Here is a 16,135-nt window from a genome sequence, read left to right on the forward strand (position 1 = left end):
ATCGGGTGTGGCTTCAAGCCATCGCGCGCCGGCACGAGGGACGGTGCGGGGCGATGGATACGCGGGAAGACTACTTGGCCGGCCGCGGTGTGACTTGTGCCAAAGGTCGTGATGAAGGTCACGGAATCCCGGCGCAGCGTACGCGGCGCGCGCACCGGCACCGTGCTGCCATAATTGCCCGGATACCCGGTGGCCACTACGCCATGACGCAGCGACGCAACGCCCTGCTCCTCACTCTCTTTCTTGTTCCGGCGTCACAGTGCGCCGGCCTCGAGCTGGGTACGTTCGCCGGTTCCACGGTGGAGTGGGAAGGGCTGCTGCAGGCCGATCGCTACGGCTATCACGACGTGCGCCCCGACGCGGCGCGCCGCGCCGACACCGGCATGCGGCGCGCGGAGCAGAACCTCATCGGCACCGGTCCGGGCCGCGCGTTCTGGGAAATCGCCTACGACGTCCACCTCGAGCGCTGGTTGAACGTGCAGCTAGGTCTGGATCTGGGCAAGGGCCGCCGCCTGCGCGCGGGCCAGTTCAAGCAGCCGCTGGGCCTGGAAGAAGTGGCCTCGACGCGGCACGCCGATTTCATTGCCAAGGCGGCCGTCAGCAACGCCCTGGCTCCCGGTCGCCGGGCGGGGGTGAACTACACCCAGGCGGGCGAAGGCTGGAGCGTCAGCGTCAGCGCGATCGACCGCAGCATCAACGCCGGCGGGGCGCAGGGAACCGGCTATGCGGTGCGCGCCACCTGGGCACCTGTCCGCACGTCGGGCCGCACCCTGCACCTCGGCCTGGCCCAGGTCAGCCACACCGTCCCCGGCGGCGGGCAGCGCCTGGCCGCGCGCCCGCAGAGCGACCTGTCGAACGAACGGATCATCGACAGCGGCCGCTTCACCGACGCCCACCGCCTGGACACCAGCAGCGCGGAAGCGGTGTGGCTCGCCGGCCCGCTGAAGCTGCAGGCCGAATACCTGCAGGGCACCATCGAGCGCACCGCCGCCCCCGACTACACCGCGCGCGGCGGCTATCTGAGCGCGGTGTGGAACCTCGGCGGCGAGGCCTGGTCGTATCGCGACGGCCTGCCGCGCGCCGCATCACCGACGTCGGCGCACAGCCTCTGGCAGCTCGCCGCGCGCATCGAAACCCTGGATCTGGACGACGCCGGGATCGAGGGCGGACACATGGACACGATCACCCTCGGGGTGAACTGGTACTGCGGGGAACACCTGCGGCTGAGCCTCAATGGCTCGGGCGTCGACAGCCACCGGCGCGGCGCGCCCGCGGACAGGGAAGTCGTCGGGCTGCGCGCGCAGATGCACTGGTAGCCGGGTGCCGCCGGCGTTCAGCGCGCCTGCGGACCGTCCGCTCGCCGGGCTTCGCGCTCCAGCGCGTCGAGAATCCTCTTTCCCGCCCGCCCGTCGGCCGGCGTCATCCGGAGGCGCTCCTGCTCGGCGACGATGGCGCGGCGGGTGCGGGTGCCGATCATGCCGTCGGCCTCGCCGATATCGTGGCCGCGCGCGATGAGCAGACGCTGCAGTCGCTCGCGCTCGTCGCGGCCGAGGCCGGGGTCGTCGGTGGGCCAGGCCGCGACCTGCGGCGGGTCGCCGCGCAGGCGGTCGGAAAGCAGCGCGATGGCCAGCGCATAGCTTTCCGCCGCGTTGTAGGAATAGATCGCGCTGTAGTTGCGCAAGGCGAGCCACGCCGGACCGGCCCTGCCGGCGGGAAGCAGCAGCGCGGCGCGCGCTTCGCTCTGCGGCAGCGGTGAGCCGTCGATGCGGGTCACGCCGCGCGCGCGCCAGTCGGACAGCGTGCGCGCGTTCTTGCGTCCCGCCAGCGAAGCGTCCAGTGCCTTCGGCACGCGCACTTCGAATCCCCAGCGTTCGCCGCGCTTCCAGCCGGCGCGCTGGAGGTAGTTGGCCGTGGACGCCAGCGCATCGGGAACGCTTTTCACCAGATCGCGGCGGCCGTCACCGTCGAAATCCACCGCGATGCGCGCATAGGTGCCGGGCATGAACTGGGTGTGGCCGAAGGCACCGGCCCAGGAGCCGGTAAGTCCGTCGGGGGAAAGATCCCCGGCGTGCAGCAGCTTCACCAGCGCCAGGAACTCGCCGCGAAAGAACGCCTGCCGGCGTCCGGCGCAGGACAGCGTGGCCAGAGAAACCAGCAGCGGACGGTTTCCGGAAACCTGCCCGTAGTCGCTTTCCACGCCCCACACCGCGACCACGGTGTGACGGTCCACGCCATAGGCCGCCTCCACCCGCGCCAGCACCGCGGCGTGGTGCGCCAGCATCTCGCGTCCCTGCGCGACGCGGCGCGCGTCCACCAGCGCGGCGAGATAGTCCCAGATCGGCGTGGTGAACTCCGGCTGTGCGTCCAGCAGCGTCAGCACCGAGGCATCGGGTGCGAGGCCGTCGGTGAATCGATCGAAGGCCGCGCCGGGCACGCCCGCATTCGCCGCCTGGGCGCGCAGGCCGGCAAGGCAGCGGGCGAAGTCGGCATCCGCGGCCGCCGCGCCGCCGATTGATGCGAGCAGCAGCAGGAGTGCCAGTACGGGACGCGGTGAGATCATCTGAAAATCCGTTGCCGGGCTGGATGCGCCGTTTCGCCATCATTCCAGCACACCCGCGCCGTCGTCCGGAAAAATCCGCGCGGTTTTTCGAAAGCCCTCGTGCTTCCCGGTGGCGTCAGTGGAAGTCCCGGCTGCGCACGTCCAGCTCCGCCAGCCACGGGCTCAGGTCGACGAGGTTCCGGGCGATCAGGTGGCGCACGCCGTCCTTTGACTCCAGGCGCCCGTCCACCTGCAGCAGCTGCGCCTCCACCAGGGGCCGGCGCTGGCGCTCGGCGAGGTTGCGCCAGACCACGGCATTGATCAGCCCGAATTCGTCCTCCAGGGTGAGGAAGGTGACGCCGCTGGCGGTGGCGGGGCGCTGACGGCAGGTGACCAGGCCCGCGGCGCGGACGAATTCGCGGCTTTGCATCAGGCCCAGCTCGCGTGAACTCTTGCAGCGCCGCCGCGCCAGGCGCGCGCGCAGCAGGGCCAGCGGATGGGCTCCCAGGGTGGTGCCAAGGCTGGCGTAGTCGGCCTTGAGGTCCTCCACCCGGTCGGGCGGGGGCAGGGCGATGCGCGGCTCGGGCGCGGCAGCGCCTTCCAGCAGCGGGCGGTGCGCCTCCAGGCCGGCAACCGCCCAGCGCGCGCGGTGGCGGTGCCCGGCCAGACCGCGCAGGGCGCCGGCGTCGGCGAGCAGCGCCTGCGGGCTCTTTTCCGCCCCGCTCCCGTGCGGCAGGGCGGCGCGGCGGCAGAGGTCGTCGAGGTCGGTGAAGGGGCGATCGCTGCGCGCCGCGGCGATGTGTCGCGCGACGGCTTCAGGCAGGCCGTGCACCATCGACAGCCCCATGCGGATGGCCCAGCCGCCGCGCCCGTCGGGTTCCAGCGTGCTTTCCCAGTCGCTGGCACGCACGTCCACCGGGCGCACGGCGACGCCGTGGCGGCGCGCGTCCTGGAGGATCTGGTCGGGGCTGTAGAAGCCCATCGGCTGGCTGTTGAGCAGGGCGCAGGCGAAGGCTGCGGGGTGGTGGCACTTGAGCCAGGCGCTGGCCCAGGCCAGCAGGGCGAAGCTGGCCGAGTGCGATTCGGGAAATCCGTATTCGCCAAAGCCCGCGATCTGCTCGAACAGGCGCTGCGCGAATCCCGCCTCGTAGCCGCGCGCGAGCATCCCGGCGATCAGCTTTTCGCGGTGCGGCTCCATGCCGCCGTGGCGCTTCCAGGCCGCCATCGCGCGGCGCAGCCGGTCCGCCTCGCCCGGGCTGTAGCCGGCCGCGACCACCGTCAGCTGCATCACCTGCTCCTGGAACAGCGGCACGCCCAGGGTGCGCTCGAACACCGCGCGCAGCGCCTCGGAGGGATAGCTCACCGGTTCCAGCCCGGCGCGCCGGCGCAGGTAGGGATGCACCATGTCGCCCTGGATCGGCCCGGGGCGCACGATGGCCAGCTCGATGACCAGATCGTAGAAGCAGCGCGGCTTCATGCGCGGCAGCATCGCCATCTGCGCGCGCGATTCGATCTGGAACACGCCGATCGTGTCGGCGCGGCTGATCATCTCCCAGGTCGGTGCGTCGTCGCCCGGAATGGCGGCCAGATCCAGCGCCAAGCCCTCGTGCCGGCGCAGCAGCTCGAAGCTGCGGCGCAGGGCGCTGAGCATGCCCAGCGCCAGCACGTCCACCTTCATCAGGCCCAGCGCGTCGAGGTCGTCCTTGTCCCACTGCACCACGGTGCGCCCGTCCATGGCGGCGTTTTCCACCGGCACCAGGCTGGACAGCGGCGCGTCGGAAATGACGAAGCCGCCCGGGTGCTGGGACAGGTGGCGGGGAAAGCCGATCAGCGCGCTGGCCAGCACCAGGATGCGGTGCAGCAGCGGGCCGTCGGGGTCGAAACCCTGCTCGCGCAGGCGCTCGGCCGTCGGGATCGCGCGGCTCCAGCGCCCGGCGCAGGCGGCGAGGCGGTCGGTTGCCTCGGGCGGCAGGCCCAGGGCGCGCGCCATGTCGCGCAGGGCACCGGCGGCGTGATAGGTGCTGGCCACCGCGGTGAGCGCGGCGCGCTCGCGCCCGTAGCGGGCGAACACGTACTGGATCACCTCCTCGCGCCGCTCGTGCTCGAAGTCCACGTCGATGTCGGGCGGCTCGTTGCGCTCGCGCGAGATGAAGCGCTCGAACAGCATGCCGATGCGGTCCGGGTCGATCTCGGTGATGCCCAGCGCGTAGCACACCGCCGAGTTGGCGGCCGAGCCGCGCCCCTGGCACAGGATGCCGCGCTCGCGGGCGAAGCGGACCAGGTCGTGGACGGTGAGGAAGTAGCTCTCGTAGCCCAGCTCGGCGATCAGGGCCAGCTCCTTCTCGATCAGGCTCCGGCCCTTGGGCGTGACGCCCTCCGGCCAGCGCCTGCGGATGCCCTCCTCGACGAGCTGGCGCAGCCAGGCGGCGGGGCTCCAGCCGGCCGGCACCGCCTCGCGCGGGTACTGATAGCGCAGCTCGGAAAGATCGAAGCGGCAGCGCCGCGCGATGCGCACCGATTCCTCCATCAGCGCCGCCGGGTAGCGCTCGGCCAGCTCGGCGCGCCGGCGCAGGTGGCGCTCACCGTTGGGAAACAGGTGCGCGCCGGCCTCGGCCACCGGGACGCCGTGGCGCAGGGCAGTGAGCGCATCTTGCAGGGCGCGCCGGCCACGCGCGTGCATGTGCACATCGCCGCAGGCCACCCGCGGCAGCTCCAGCGCCGCGCCCAGCGCCTCCAGCCGCATCAGGCGCGCGGCGTCGTCCGGGCCGCAGTGCAGTTCGACCGCGATCCACGTGCGCCCGGGAAAGCGCTCCGCCAGCCAGCGCCCCTGCGCCGCGTCGGGCCGCGGCCCGGGAATCCACAGCGCGAGCAGCCCTTCGGTGCCCGCATCGAAATCCTCGTGCAGCAGGCGGTATTCGCCCTTGGGCGCGCGGCGGCGCGCGGCGGTGATCAGGGCGCACAGGCGCTGGTAGCCGGCGAGGCCTTCGGCCAGCAGGACGAATTTCGGGCCGTCCTCGATCTGCATTTCGGCGCCGATGATCAGGGCGATGCCCACCTCGCGCGCCGCCTGCCAGGCGCGCACCGCGCCGGCCAGGGTGCATTCGTCGGTGATGGCGAGGGCGGCGTAGCCCAGCCGCGCGGCGCGCTCGCACAGCTCGCGGGCGCTGGAGGCGCCGCGCCGGAAGCTGAAGTTCGACAGGCAGTGCAGCTCGGCGTAGGCCGGCGCATCGGGCGGGCCGGGACTCATGCGAACCAGCCGTGCAGATGCCAGGTGCCGTCGCCGCCGCGCTCGCGGTACACCCAGGCCTCGCGGCCGTCGCGGGTGAGCACGCGGTAGTAGTCGCGGCGCGCGTCGGCGCAGTCCCACCAGCCCGACTCGATGCGCTCCGGGCCGGCCAGCACGCGCGGCGCGCCGTACAGGGGCGGGGCTTCGCGCACCAGCCAGGCCGGGCGCGGGGCGTCGAGCGTCGGCGCGGGGGCCGGCGCATCGGATTCCCCCGGCGCGCTCGCGCGTTCGGGGCGGTGGTCGGCGCGCAGCGCCAGGCCCTGCACCGCGTCCTCGCCCAGCCGCGCGCGCAGGCGCTCGCGCAGGACCTCCCAGGGCACGGCCTGCTGCGGGCGCGGATCGAACAGGTCGCGGTGCTCCGGCGCAAAGGGCGGCAGGGATTCGGCGTGCAGCGCCAGCGCCTCCACGGGCGCGGGCACCGCGGCGCGCTCCAGCCGCCCGCGCGCCAGTTCGAACAGCAGCCCCGCCTCGCGCTCGGGCGCGAGCAGGCCCACCGGCACGCGCGTGGCCGGATGGTCCTCGTGCTCGAGAACCAGCTCGAACCGCTGCGCGCCGCCGTCGCGCGCGCCGAGGTAGAGCGCAAGATCGCCCGTCAGCCGGCGCAGCGGAAACAGCAGCGCCTGCGAGGATTCGACCCGATGCGACAGCTCGACGCGCGCGGCGAAGCGCGGCGGCGGGCGGTAGAGCGGCAGCGCGATCTCGCGCTCGCCGTAGAGCGCGTCCAGGTGCTCCAGCAGGCGCGGCGGAAAGCGCCGCATCAGGGCGCTGCGCGGCAGCGCGCGCAGGGCGCCGAGCTGGCGCAGGCCCATGCGCGCGAGCGCCTGCACCATGGGCTCGGGCAGGCCGCTGCGGGCCAGCGGCAGGGCGTCCAGGCGCGCGCGCAGCGCCGCGTCATCCGCGACCTGCGCGTCGTCCTCGATTCCCGCCAGCACCCGCGCCGCCAGCGGATTCGGCGCCAGCGCCAGGCGGTGGCGGAAGCCCAGCGCGGCCAGCTCCTCGCGCCAGCGCGGCGCGATCTCTTCCCAGCCGCCGAACAGGGCGCGGCTGCCGCCCACCTCCACCGCCAGCGCGCGCGGGCCGAAGGCGGCCACCTGCGAGCTGAAGCCATAGGCCCAGGCCGCCAGCAGGTCGCGCTGGCGCGCCTCTTCGCGCACGTCGCGCGGGCGAACCTGCAGCCGGCCGGCCAGCGCCTGCGCCACGCCCAGCGGCTGCCCCGGCTTCAATCCCAGCGCGCGGGCCCGATCGCAGGCATCGTGCAGCACGCGCCGCTGCGCGGGGCCGTCGACCAGCGCGAACGGAGCATCGTCCGGCCCGCCCGCGCGAAGGGCACCGTCCAGCGCCAGATGCGGCAGCAGCACGCAGGCCCAGCGCACGGGTGTCTCACTGCGCGAGCGAAATCGGCCGCGCCGGCACCGCGCCGCCGCGGCACTTGAGCACGCGCAGCGCGTTGGGCTCGGGGCCGATGGCCAGGCGCAGCGCCGCCGGCGAGGGGTTGCGCTGCGCCGCGAGCGGACGCCAGGCGAAGGCGAGGCTGCGGCCGGTTTCCGCCGCCACCTGCAGCCTGCGCAGGGCGCGATCGTCGGCGCGATGGGGCCAGCACAGCACCGCGCCGCAGCTGCCCGAGCGCAGGCACTGCTCGGCGGCCCACAGCGCCTCGCGCGGATCGGTGGCCTGCACCAGCTGCAGCCGCGCCGGCTCCACGCCGGCGCTGCGCCAGGCCGGGGCGCAGGGAAGGTGCGGCGGTGCCACCAGCACCACGCGCTGGCCGGCCTGCGCCAGCCGCGCCAGCGCAGGCCAGGCCAGGCGGATTTCGCCCATGCCGTCGGCCGGATGCAGGATTTCGCTCAGCGCCGCCTGCGGCCAGCCGCCGCCCGGCAGCGCGGCGTCGAGCGCTGCGTGGCCGGTGGGAACGGCGTCGGCACGGGGGCGCGCGGGCGCGCCGCGTCCTTTCCACAGCCGGCGCCCGTCCAGCAGCGCTTCCAGCACCACGGGTGACGCGGCGTCATTGGCCGCGACAGCGAGTTCGACCTGCCGGAGCGCGCCCATCTCAGCCGCGCCTCACCAGGCCGCAGTAGAGACCCTCGATGGCGAAGTCCTGCCCTGGTCCCACTTCGATCGGTGCGTAGGCGCGGTTGCGCGGCAGGAGGCGCACGCGCCCCTCGCGCAGCGACAGGCGCTTGATGGTCAGCTCGCCGTCCAGCCGCGCCACCACCACCTGTCCCTCGCGCGCCTCGGCGCTGCGGTGCACCCCGACCAGATCGCCGTCGAGGATGCCGTCCTCGATCATCGAGTCGCCCTCCACCCGCAGCAGGTAGTCCGGGCGCAGGGAAAACAGCCGCGCGTCGAGCGAGAGGGTATCGCCCAGCCCCGCGTCGGCGCCGATCGGCACGCCGGCCGCCACCCGGCCCAGAATCGGAACCGGCAGCGCCCCGGCCTCGCGCTTCGCGCCTGCCGGCCGAATCCCGCGCGCCTGCCCCGGCGTCAGCTCGATCAAACCCGCGTCGGCCAGCGCCAGCACCTGCTTGCGTGCTGCCCCGCGCGAGGCCAGCCCGCAGGCCTCGGCGATCTCGGCCAGCGAGGGCGGCTGCCCGTGCACGAGGGCGCGCTCGCGGATGAATTCGAGGATGCAGCGGCGGCGGGGGCTGAGTTCGTCCATGGGACACATTTGTACTCTTTTCGGCGAGCGAACGCCAGAACCCCCGGCGCAGCGGGATGCCCTGTGGCACGGGTCGCCCGGGTGCGCCGTCGCTATAGTTTTCGCCCCATCCATCCGGAGCACGAACGGTGAACCACGCCGCGCACGATCCCGCCAGCCTGGAGCTTTCCCCCGAGCAGATGCGGACCATGGGACAGACCGTGGTGGAGCGCGCGGTGGCGCACCTGGCGGCGCTGGACCGCGCGCCATCCAACGGCGACTTCACCGACATCGAGGCGCTGTGCCGTGCGCTGCGCGAGGACGCGCCCGAAGACGGCGCGCCGCTGGAATCGCTGCTCGATCCGCTGTTCGAGGAGTGGATCCCGCGCTCGTTCGGCACGCCCGGTCCCGGCTACTTCGCCTACATCCCCGGCGGCGGGGTGTATCCGGCGGCGCTGGCCGACTTCATCGCCGACACCGCCAACCGCTACACCGGCATCTGGCAGGCCGCGCCCGCGCTGGTGCAGCTGGAGGCCAACACCCTCGACTGGCTGCGCGACTGGATGCAGTTCCCGGAAACCGCGCGCGGGCTCTACACCCCGGGCGGCTCGATGGCGATGTTCAACGCCATCGCCGCGGCGCGCGAGGACCGCCTCGGCCACAACATCCGCGCCGGCACGCTGTATGTGTCCACGCAGTCGCACCACTGCATCACCAAGGCCGCGCGTCTGGCCGGCGTCGCGCACGACCGCGTGCGCCAGGTCGCGGTGGATGGACGCTTCCGCATGCGCGTGGACGTGCTGAAAGCGGCCGTTGCCGAAGATCGCGCCGCCGGGCTCAGGCCCTTCATGGTGTTCTCCACCGCCGGCACCACCAACACCGGCGCGGTCGATCCGCTGGAGGCCGTCGCCGACCTGTGCGCGCGCGAAGGCCTGTGGCACCACGTCGACGGGGCCTACGGCGCCTTCTTCCACATGGTTCCCGAACTGCGCCCGCTGCTGGCCGGGCTCCCGCGCGCCGACTCGCTCACCCTCGACCCGCACAAGGGGCTGTTTATGCCCTACGGCACCGGCGCGCTGCTGGTGCGCGACGGCGAGAAGCTGCGCGCGCTGCACTCGTCCGAGGCCGGCTATCTGCCCGACAACCAGAGCGAGTTCTACGACCCGGCGCAGTACGGACCGGATCTTTCGCGCGGCTTCCCCGGCCTGCGCGTGTGGCTCACCCTCAAGCTCTTCGGCACCGCGCGCTACCGCGCCGCGCTGGCGGAAAAGCGCGCGCTGGCGGTCTGGGCCGCGAACGAAGTGGCGAAAATCCCCGGCGTGGTGATGGACGCCGCGCCGCAGCTCTCCCTGTTCGCCTTCCACCTGGAGAGCCCTCGGCTCGACACGCTCGAAGCCCAGAACGCCGCCACCCGCGCCCTGATGGCGCGCGTCACCGCGCGCGGCCGGGTAATGGTGACCGGCGCGCAGGTCGGCGAGCGCTACCTGGGCCGGGTCTGCGTGCTCAGCTTCCGCTCGCGCCGCGCCCAGGTGGAAGCCTGCGTGGAGGATATCGCCGCTGAAGCGGCTGCGCTGCTGGCTGAAGCGGGGGGTTGAGCGAAGATCGGAGTCTCACCAACCTCGTCGTCCTCTTGGTTCGGCGTTTGCCAGCGATTGAGCGAGCTTTTCAAGGTTCCCTATACTTCAGGCGTAGCGCGAGCCACCTTGCATATGAGAAAGGTCAATGCAGGAACCACTCTCCAAGTCGGTCGTAGGAAACCTGCCCGGACAGCGCAGGATGCTGGATGTGGTTCGCGATGCGCTTCTTTCTGCCAATCGAGTGTCCATCGCAGTGTCGTTCTTCCGATACAGCGGATTCGGTCTCATATGCGAAGAGCTGGAGCAATTTCAAGCACGGGGTGGAACATTACGACTTCTGGTCTCCACTTATATGTGCGTTACTCAGCCAGAAGCTCTGAAAGCAGTCCTAGAATATCCAGGCGTGATCAGCCGCCTTCATCTAGCCCACCAACAGGGCTGTAAAGATCAAGGGCTGCACGCCAAAATGTATGTAATCGAGGACGAGCCGGCGGAGTGCTGGATCGGATCTTCGAACTTCACCAAGGGCGGGCTATCAACCAATATTGAGGCAAACCTGCGGCATGTCGGACAGCATGAATTGCTCGAAGCACAAGGTCTGTTCGAATACCTCTGGTTGAGGGAAGATGCGTTTCCTCTAAGCCACGAGCTGATCGACGCTTACGCGCAGACAGTTCGTCAATCATTAGTGCAGCCGGCAAAGATTCCGGCTACACACATCGATCAGTCCCAGCCTGTGTATGGCAGTGAAAGGAACGTAAAGCCCAATCAAGCGCAAGTCGAAGCGCTGACTCGATTGAACGAGTTGCGAGAGAGCGGTGAGCGTCGAGCAGCTGTTGTTGCGGCGCCGGGAGTTGGTAAAACCTTTCTTGCTGCGTTCGATGCGCTGGCTCATGGGGCACGAAGCCTTCTGTTCCTATCGAATCGACTGGAGCATCTCACTCAGGCAGAGCGAACATTCAATTCGGTATTTGGGGACACCCGCATTTATGGCCGAGCATACGGTGGTCGCCTAGACACAAACGTCGATTTCGTGTTCGCTACGATTGCGTCTGCCAGCAACAGCACCAAGCTAACGGGCCGCACCTTCGAATATGTTGTGGTGGATGAATTCCATCATGCATCAGCGCCGTCCTATCGCGCCCTGCTAGCTCAGCTGGATTATGATTTTTTGCTGGGCCTCACGGCCACCCCAGAGCGTCAGGATGGTCACGATGTACTTGCTCTTTGCGATTACAATGTTGCCTACGAAGTTCGGCTGGTGGAGGCGATAAATCGAGGCTGGCTGCTTCCTTTCCACTATTTTGGTATCGCTGACGAAAGCGTAGATTATGGCTCGATCCCATGGCGCTCTGGTGGATTTGACCCAGAGCGCCTGGAAAATGCTCTGATGGTTGAGAACCGCGTAGATGAGATGCTTCATCACTGTCGAATTCGTGGATTTGATGGACCAAAGCGTATTGCGGTTGGCTTCTGTGCTGGAGTCCGACATGCTCAGTATATGGCCGATGCGTTACGCAGGCGGGGCATTGAGGCTCGTGCAGTCACCGGGATGGATCATGTTGCCGAGCGCGAAAAAATCTATAAGCAGCTTCAAGACCCCTCACACCCCCTGGAGTGGCTGTTTGTAGCGGATGTCCTAAATGAGGGTGTGGATCTTCCGGCGATTAATACTGTGGTGTTCCTGCGCCCAACTGAATCCGCAACTATCTTTATTCAGCAGCTTGGTCGCGGCCTGCGATTGACGCCACAGTCGGAGGTTTTGACAGTGCTTGATTTCGTCGGTCATCACCGTTCGGCTTGGCTGGCAGTTGACGCGTTAGATGCGTTGAGCGACCGCAACGCCCCGCGCGGCCCAAGCACGGTACCTCTTCTGGATATCACACCGCCCAAAGATTGCGAGATTGTTCTTGATGCAAAGACGGTCGAGATTCTTAAAAAGGTACAGCGCTACGCCCCCTCGCGCAAGGATCTTTGTTTGACCGCCTATAAGCGCCTACATCAAGAACTAGATATTAGCCGGCCACAACTGGTGGATTTGCTATCCGACGCAAATATGCCAACTCCATCCGATGTGCGCAGCGCATTTGGAAGCTGGATTGGATTGCGTCAAGCCGCTGAAGATGCGCAGGCTTGGGAGCTTTCGCTTGATCGGGACAGCGCCAGTTATCAATTACTCTTGTCTGCAGAAAAGGACTGGCAAGCGCAGCGCGTCTATCCATATGCTGCACTATGGGGTATGTGTGCAATGCCCGATGATCCCGATGCGGGTTACGAAGCGTTTTATCAGCGATTTCCGCGTTGGCGCGCAGAGTACAAGCCATACGCCGAGTCCAAAGTGGCGGATACGCTCAAGCGTAAGCTTGGAGACTTGTTTGATGGCGTTGGGCTAACCAAAGGGGCGAGGCAAGAAATCCCAGCCGATTTGCTGCGAGAAGAAATCGAAGGCCGCATCCAGTACACCTTGGAAAAAGACTTTCGATCACGGCACGGCGGCATTTTGCGTCGTCCGGAAGCACTGGACTTGCATCGCGGTTACAGTCGGCAAGAGATCGTCAACCACTTTAATAGTCAGTATGATCCGGCGCGGCATAATATGGGCGTGATGACCTTTGATTGTGCCGGTGAGCACATAGTCATTATTACTAAGCTAGATACGAGCAGCGCAATTGCGCGTCACCAATACACCAACCGCATCAAAGATGACTCCCACTTTATGTGGACAAGTCAGAATAAGCAGACTAGAAACTCCGGTACTGGCCGAATGATCGTCGAGCACCGTAACCTAGGAATCACGTTACACCTGTTTGTGCAACCGAGCTCGCACAGCATGGCCAGTTATCTTGGTCCTGTCGATTTTATTTCTGCGGAAGAAGACGCCCCTATGCGAGTTACATTTCAGTTGCGCAACCGTATTCCTAGCATGGTCATTGAGCAGCTGCAGGGTGAACAGCGTAAGGATTAGATGCACCGTGCCAATGGAGGTTTGGTTTGGCCAGATTTTGCAGATATCCTGCGTTATAATCCATAGCAAAACTCGACCTGATTAGCCCCTCCCTCAGTTATGCTCAGACGGAAAGTTCCCTCTCCTCTATTTGCATGGGGAGAGGAAGCTCTACAGCTGCGCCCTGGGGCTAGTCAGGAAACTTAATTCTCCTAAAGTCCTTGCGGCGCCCCACCAGCGGCTAAGGAAAGGAGTTTGTGACTAAGACTTGACATTAATCAAAGTCTGCGTATGTCTGGTCATTTCTACACCCCAGCCCATGGCGAAGCTCGGCACATGACACCTCGCGAGAAGCAGCCCGCCAATCAGTGCGTCGAAGCGTTTCATCGTCGGACTCTTCGGTGCACGTAACGACAGCTACGCCGCCACCAGCTTTCTCACCTTCAGTTCGCTGCGGTGCTGCTCGGCCTGCCAGAGCTCGTACTGCGACTGCTGCGCCAGCCAGCTCTCCGGGGTGGTGTCGAAGGCGATGGAGAGGCGCAGCGCCATCTCCGGGCTGATGCCGGCCCGGCCGTTGAGGATGGCGCTCAGCGTCTTGCGACTGACGCCCAGCGCCTCTGCAGCGTCCGTGACGGAAATACCCAGCGGCTCCAGGCAGAGCTCACGCAGTACTTCACCGGGATGGGGAGGGTTGTGCATGCGCATGGCGAAACCTCAGTGGTAGTCCCCGTAGTTCACGACCTCGGCGTCCCCGGCTTCAATGCCCCTCCAGTCGCTTCTGGACTCCTGTTGCGAACGCTCAGGCCGCCTCGATCGCCGGCGCCTGCGCGGCGATCGGCACCAGCCGCAGCTCGCGGCACAGCTCGCGCACCAGCACCGGGGCGACGATGGCGGGGTGGGTGGCGGCACCGAGATCGGTCATCTGGGTGACGGCCAGGCCGCGGTAGCCGCAGGGGTTGATGCGCGAGAAGGGCGCAAGGTCCATGGCGATGTTGAAGGCCAGGCCGTGGAAGCTGCAGCCGCGCCGCACCCGCAGGCCGAGCGCGGCGATTTTCGCCTCGCCCACGTATACGCCCGGCGCGCCTTCGCGCCGCGCCGCGGCGATGTTCCATTCTTCCAGGGTATTGATGATGGCCTGCTCGATGCGGCACACCAGCTGGCGCACGCCGATGCCCAGGCGGCGCAGGTCGATCATCGGATAGGCCACGATCTGGCCCGGGCCGTGGTAGGTGACCTGACCGCCGCGATCCACCGCCACCACCGGGATGTCGCCCGGCGCCAGCAGGTGCTCGGCCTTGCCGGCCTGGCCCTGGGTGAAGACCGGGTCGTGCTCGACCAGCCACAGTTCGTCCTCGGTATCGGCGTCGCGCGCGTCGGTGAAGGCCTGCATCGCGTGCCACACCGGCTCGTAGGCGCGGCGGCCCAGATCGCGTACCAGCACCGACCGCAGCGGGGCCGGATCGGGCGATGGCTCGATCAAACCGTCCACTTCACTTCCGGATGGCCGCGCAGCGCGGTGTGCGCGGCGTCGTACTGGGCGCGGTCGATGGCTTCGAAGACGATCCGCACGGAGACGTAGCGCCCGCCGCTGGAGCCGCGCACGGTCACCTCCTCGTGTCGGACCGCCACGCCAAGCGCTTCCAGCAGCGCCGGCAGCTCGCGCTCGAGCGCGGCCGTGGCCGCGCCCATCGCCGAAAGTTCGAAGACGCCGGGGAACTGGAAGCCGTGGTCGGGGTTGTCGCTCTGGAGGATGCAGGTATTCATCGCCCCATTATCGGGGCGATGACTGCGATTCCCAAGCGTCGGGCGGAGCGGCTACCGTTCCAGGATCGCCGTCACGCCCATGCCGCCGGCGGTGCAGATCGAGATCAGCCCGCGGCCCTTGCCCCTTTCCTTGAGCAACCGCGCGAGGGTGGCGACGATGCGCCCGCCGGTGGCGGCGAAGGGATGGCCGAAGGCGAGCGAGGAGCCGACGACGTTGAACTTCGCCGGATCGATGCGGCCGAGCGCGCCGTCCAGACCGAGGCGCTCGCGGCAGAAGGTTTCCGATTCCCACGCCCGCAGGGTGCACAGCACCTGCGCCGCGAAGGCTTCGTGGATTTCGTAGAAATCGAAGTCCTGCAGCGTCAGCCCGTGGCGCGCCAGCATCTGCGGCACCGCCCAGGCCGGTGCCAACAGCAAGCCTTCGCCGTGCACGAAGTCGACGGCGGCCACCTGCGCATCGACGATCCAGGCCTCGACCTCCAAGCCGTGCGCCTTGGCCCAGTCCTCGGTGCCCAGCAGCACCGCCGAGGCACCGTCGCTGAGCGGGGTGGAGTTGCCGGCGGTCAGCGTGCCCTTGCCCGAGCTCTTGTCGAACGCGGGCTTCAGGGTGGCGAGTTTTTCGACCGAGGTGTCCGGGCGCAGGATGTTGTCGCGGGTGACGCCGCGGAAGGGCACCACGAGATCCTCGAAGAAGCCGCGCTCGTAGGCGGCAGCGGCCTTGCGGTGCGAGTCGTAGGCGAGCTGGTCCTGGTCGGCGCGCGCGATGTTCCATTCCTTGGCCATCAGCTCGCAGTGGTCGCCCATGCTCATGCCGGTGCGCGGCTCGGCCACGCCGGGGAATTCGGGCTTGAGCTCGCGGAAGGAAAAACCCTTGAAGGCGCGCAGCCGCTCGCCGACGCTGCGCGCGCGGTTGAGGTCCAGCAGGCGCCGGCGCAGCGCCTTGTTCACCGAGATCGGCACGTCCGAGGTGGTGTCGGATCCGCCGCCGATGCCCGAATCGATCTGGCCCAGCGCGATCTTGTTGGCCACGGTGATGATGCTGTCCAGGCTGGTGCCGCAGGCGCGCTGCAGGGTCAGGCCGGGCGTGGTGGGAGCCAGCCCCGAGGACAGCGTCGCCTCGCGCGCGAGGTTCCAGTCGGAGGAATGCTTGAGTACCGCGCCCATCGCCACTTCGCCCAGGCGCTCGCCGTGCAGGCCGAAGCGTTCGACCAGCGCACCCAGGGTGCGGATCGACATGCCGAGGTTGCCGACGTCGTAATAGGCGGTGTTGTTGCGGCAGAACGGGATGCGCACGCCGCCGATCACGCCGGCGCGTCGGGGGGATTGGGTCTTGGCCATCGCGGGGCTCACGGCGGTGGGAACGGGGATGCCGCGATGATAGCGCAGTGCC

At 68.5% G+C, this 16,135-nt stretch carries 12 protein-coding genes; 3 read left to right on the forward strand and 9 right to left on the reverse strand.

Features of this window, described 5'->3' with window-relative positions; genetic code table 11:
- Positions 1-203 precede the first annotated feature (203 nt).
- Positions 204-1,316 (forward strand): OprO/OprP family phosphate-selective porin, encoded by a 1,113-nt coding sequence (locus WB794_RS07750; protein WP_337335279.1) that lies wholly within the window; start codon positions 204-206, stop codon positions 1,314-1,316.
- A gap of 17 nt (positions 1,317-1,333) precedes the next feature.
- Here the strand turns inward: WB794_RS07750 and WB794_RS07755 are convergent, their stop codons facing one another.
- The 5 genes from WB794_RS07755 to lexA form a co-directional block, all read right to left on the reverse strand.
- Positions 1,334-2,560 carry a lytic murein transglycosylase gene (locus WB794_RS07755; RefSeq protein WP_337335280.1) on the reverse strand — a complete coding sequence of 409 codons (1,227 nt, stop codon included), beginning with the start codon at positions 2,558-2,560 and terminating at the stop codon, positions 1,334-1,336.
- 115 nt (positions 2,561-2,675) lie between these two features.
- Complete coding sequence (locus tag WB794_RS07760) at positions 2,676-5,786, reverse strand: error-prone DNA polymerase (RefSeq protein WP_337335281.1); 3,111 nt, start codon at positions 5,784-5,786, stop codon at positions 2,676-2,678.
- Entirely contained in the window at positions 5,783-7,198 is a 1,416-nt protein-coding gene (locus WB794_RS07765; protein WP_337335282.1) for a Y-family DNA polymerase, read from the reverse strand. The genes WB794_RS07760 and WB794_RS07765 overlap by 4 nt, the downstream gene beginning before the upstream one ends.
- Before the next feature lie 7 nt (positions 7,199-7,205).
- Positions 7,206-7,871: a translesion DNA synthesis-associated protein ImuA gene (gene imuA, locus WB794_RS07770; RefSeq protein ID WP_337335283.1), complete on the reverse strand. Its 666-nt coding sequence runs from the start codon at positions 7,869-7,871 to the stop codon at positions 7,206-7,208.
- Between the two features lies 1 nt (position 7,872).
- Positions 7,873-8,481 carry a transcriptional repressor LexA gene (gene lexA, locus WB794_RS07775; RefSeq protein WP_337335284.1) on the reverse strand — a complete coding sequence of 203 codons (609 nt, stop codon included), beginning with the start codon at positions 8,479-8,481 and terminating at the stop codon, positions 7,873-7,875.
- Positions 8,482-8,609: 128 nt separating this feature from the next.
- Here lexA and WB794_RS07780 point away from each other — a divergent pair, with 128 nt between their 5' ends.
- Both WB794_RS07780 and WB794_RS07785 read left to right on the forward strand, forming a co-directional pair.
- On the forward strand, positions 8,610-10,055 hold the full coding sequence (locus tag WB794_RS07780) for a pyridoxal phosphate-dependent decarboxylase family protein (protein ID WP_337335285.1): 1,446 nt from the start codon (positions 8,610-8,612) through the stop codon (positions 10,053-10,055).
- 127 nt (positions 10,056-10,182) lie between these two features.
- Positions 10,183-13,002, forward strand: a complete 2,820-nt coding sequence (locus WB794_RS07785) for a DUF3427 domain-containing protein (protein WP_337335286.1) — start codon at positions 10,183-10,185, stop codon at positions 13,000-13,002.
- A gap of 396 nt (positions 13,003-13,398) precedes the next feature.
- Here WB794_RS07785 and WB794_RS07790 read toward each other — a convergent pair whose 3' ends face one another.
- The 4 genes from WB794_RS07790 to WB794_RS07805 form a co-directional block, all read right to left on the reverse strand.
- Positions 13,399-13,680, reverse strand: a complete 282-nt coding sequence (locus WB794_RS07790; protein WP_337335287.1) for a HigA family addiction module antitoxin — start codon at positions 13,678-13,680, stop codon at positions 13,399-13,401.
- A 100-nt stretch (positions 13,681-13,780) separates the two neighbouring features.
- Complete coding sequence (lipB, locus tag WB794_RS07795; protein WP_337335288.1) at positions 13,781-14,470, reverse strand: lipoyl(octanoyl) transferase LipB; 690 nt, start codon at positions 14,468-14,470, stop codon at positions 13,781-13,783.
- Positions 14,458-14,745, reverse strand: coding sequence for a DUF493 family protein (locus tag WB794_RS07800; protein ID WP_337335289.1), 288 nt, complete (start codon positions 14,743-14,745; stop codon positions 14,458-14,460). The genes lipB and WB794_RS07800 overlap by 13 nt, the downstream gene beginning before the upstream one ends.
- Before the next feature lie 51 nt (positions 14,746-14,796).
- On the reverse strand, positions 14,797-16,083 hold the full coding sequence (locus WB794_RS07805) for an acetyl-CoA C-acetyltransferase (RefSeq protein ID WP_337335290.1): 1,287 nt from the start codon (positions 16,081-16,083) through the stop codon (positions 14,797-14,799).
- Positions 16,084-16,135: the final 52 nt, after the last annotated feature.

The sequence above is a fragment of the Denitratimonas tolerans genome, assembly GCF_037203605.1.
Lineage (GTDB): Bacteria > Pseudomonadota > Gammaproteobacteria > Xanthomonadales > Xanthomonadaceae > Denitratimonas > Denitratimonas tolerans.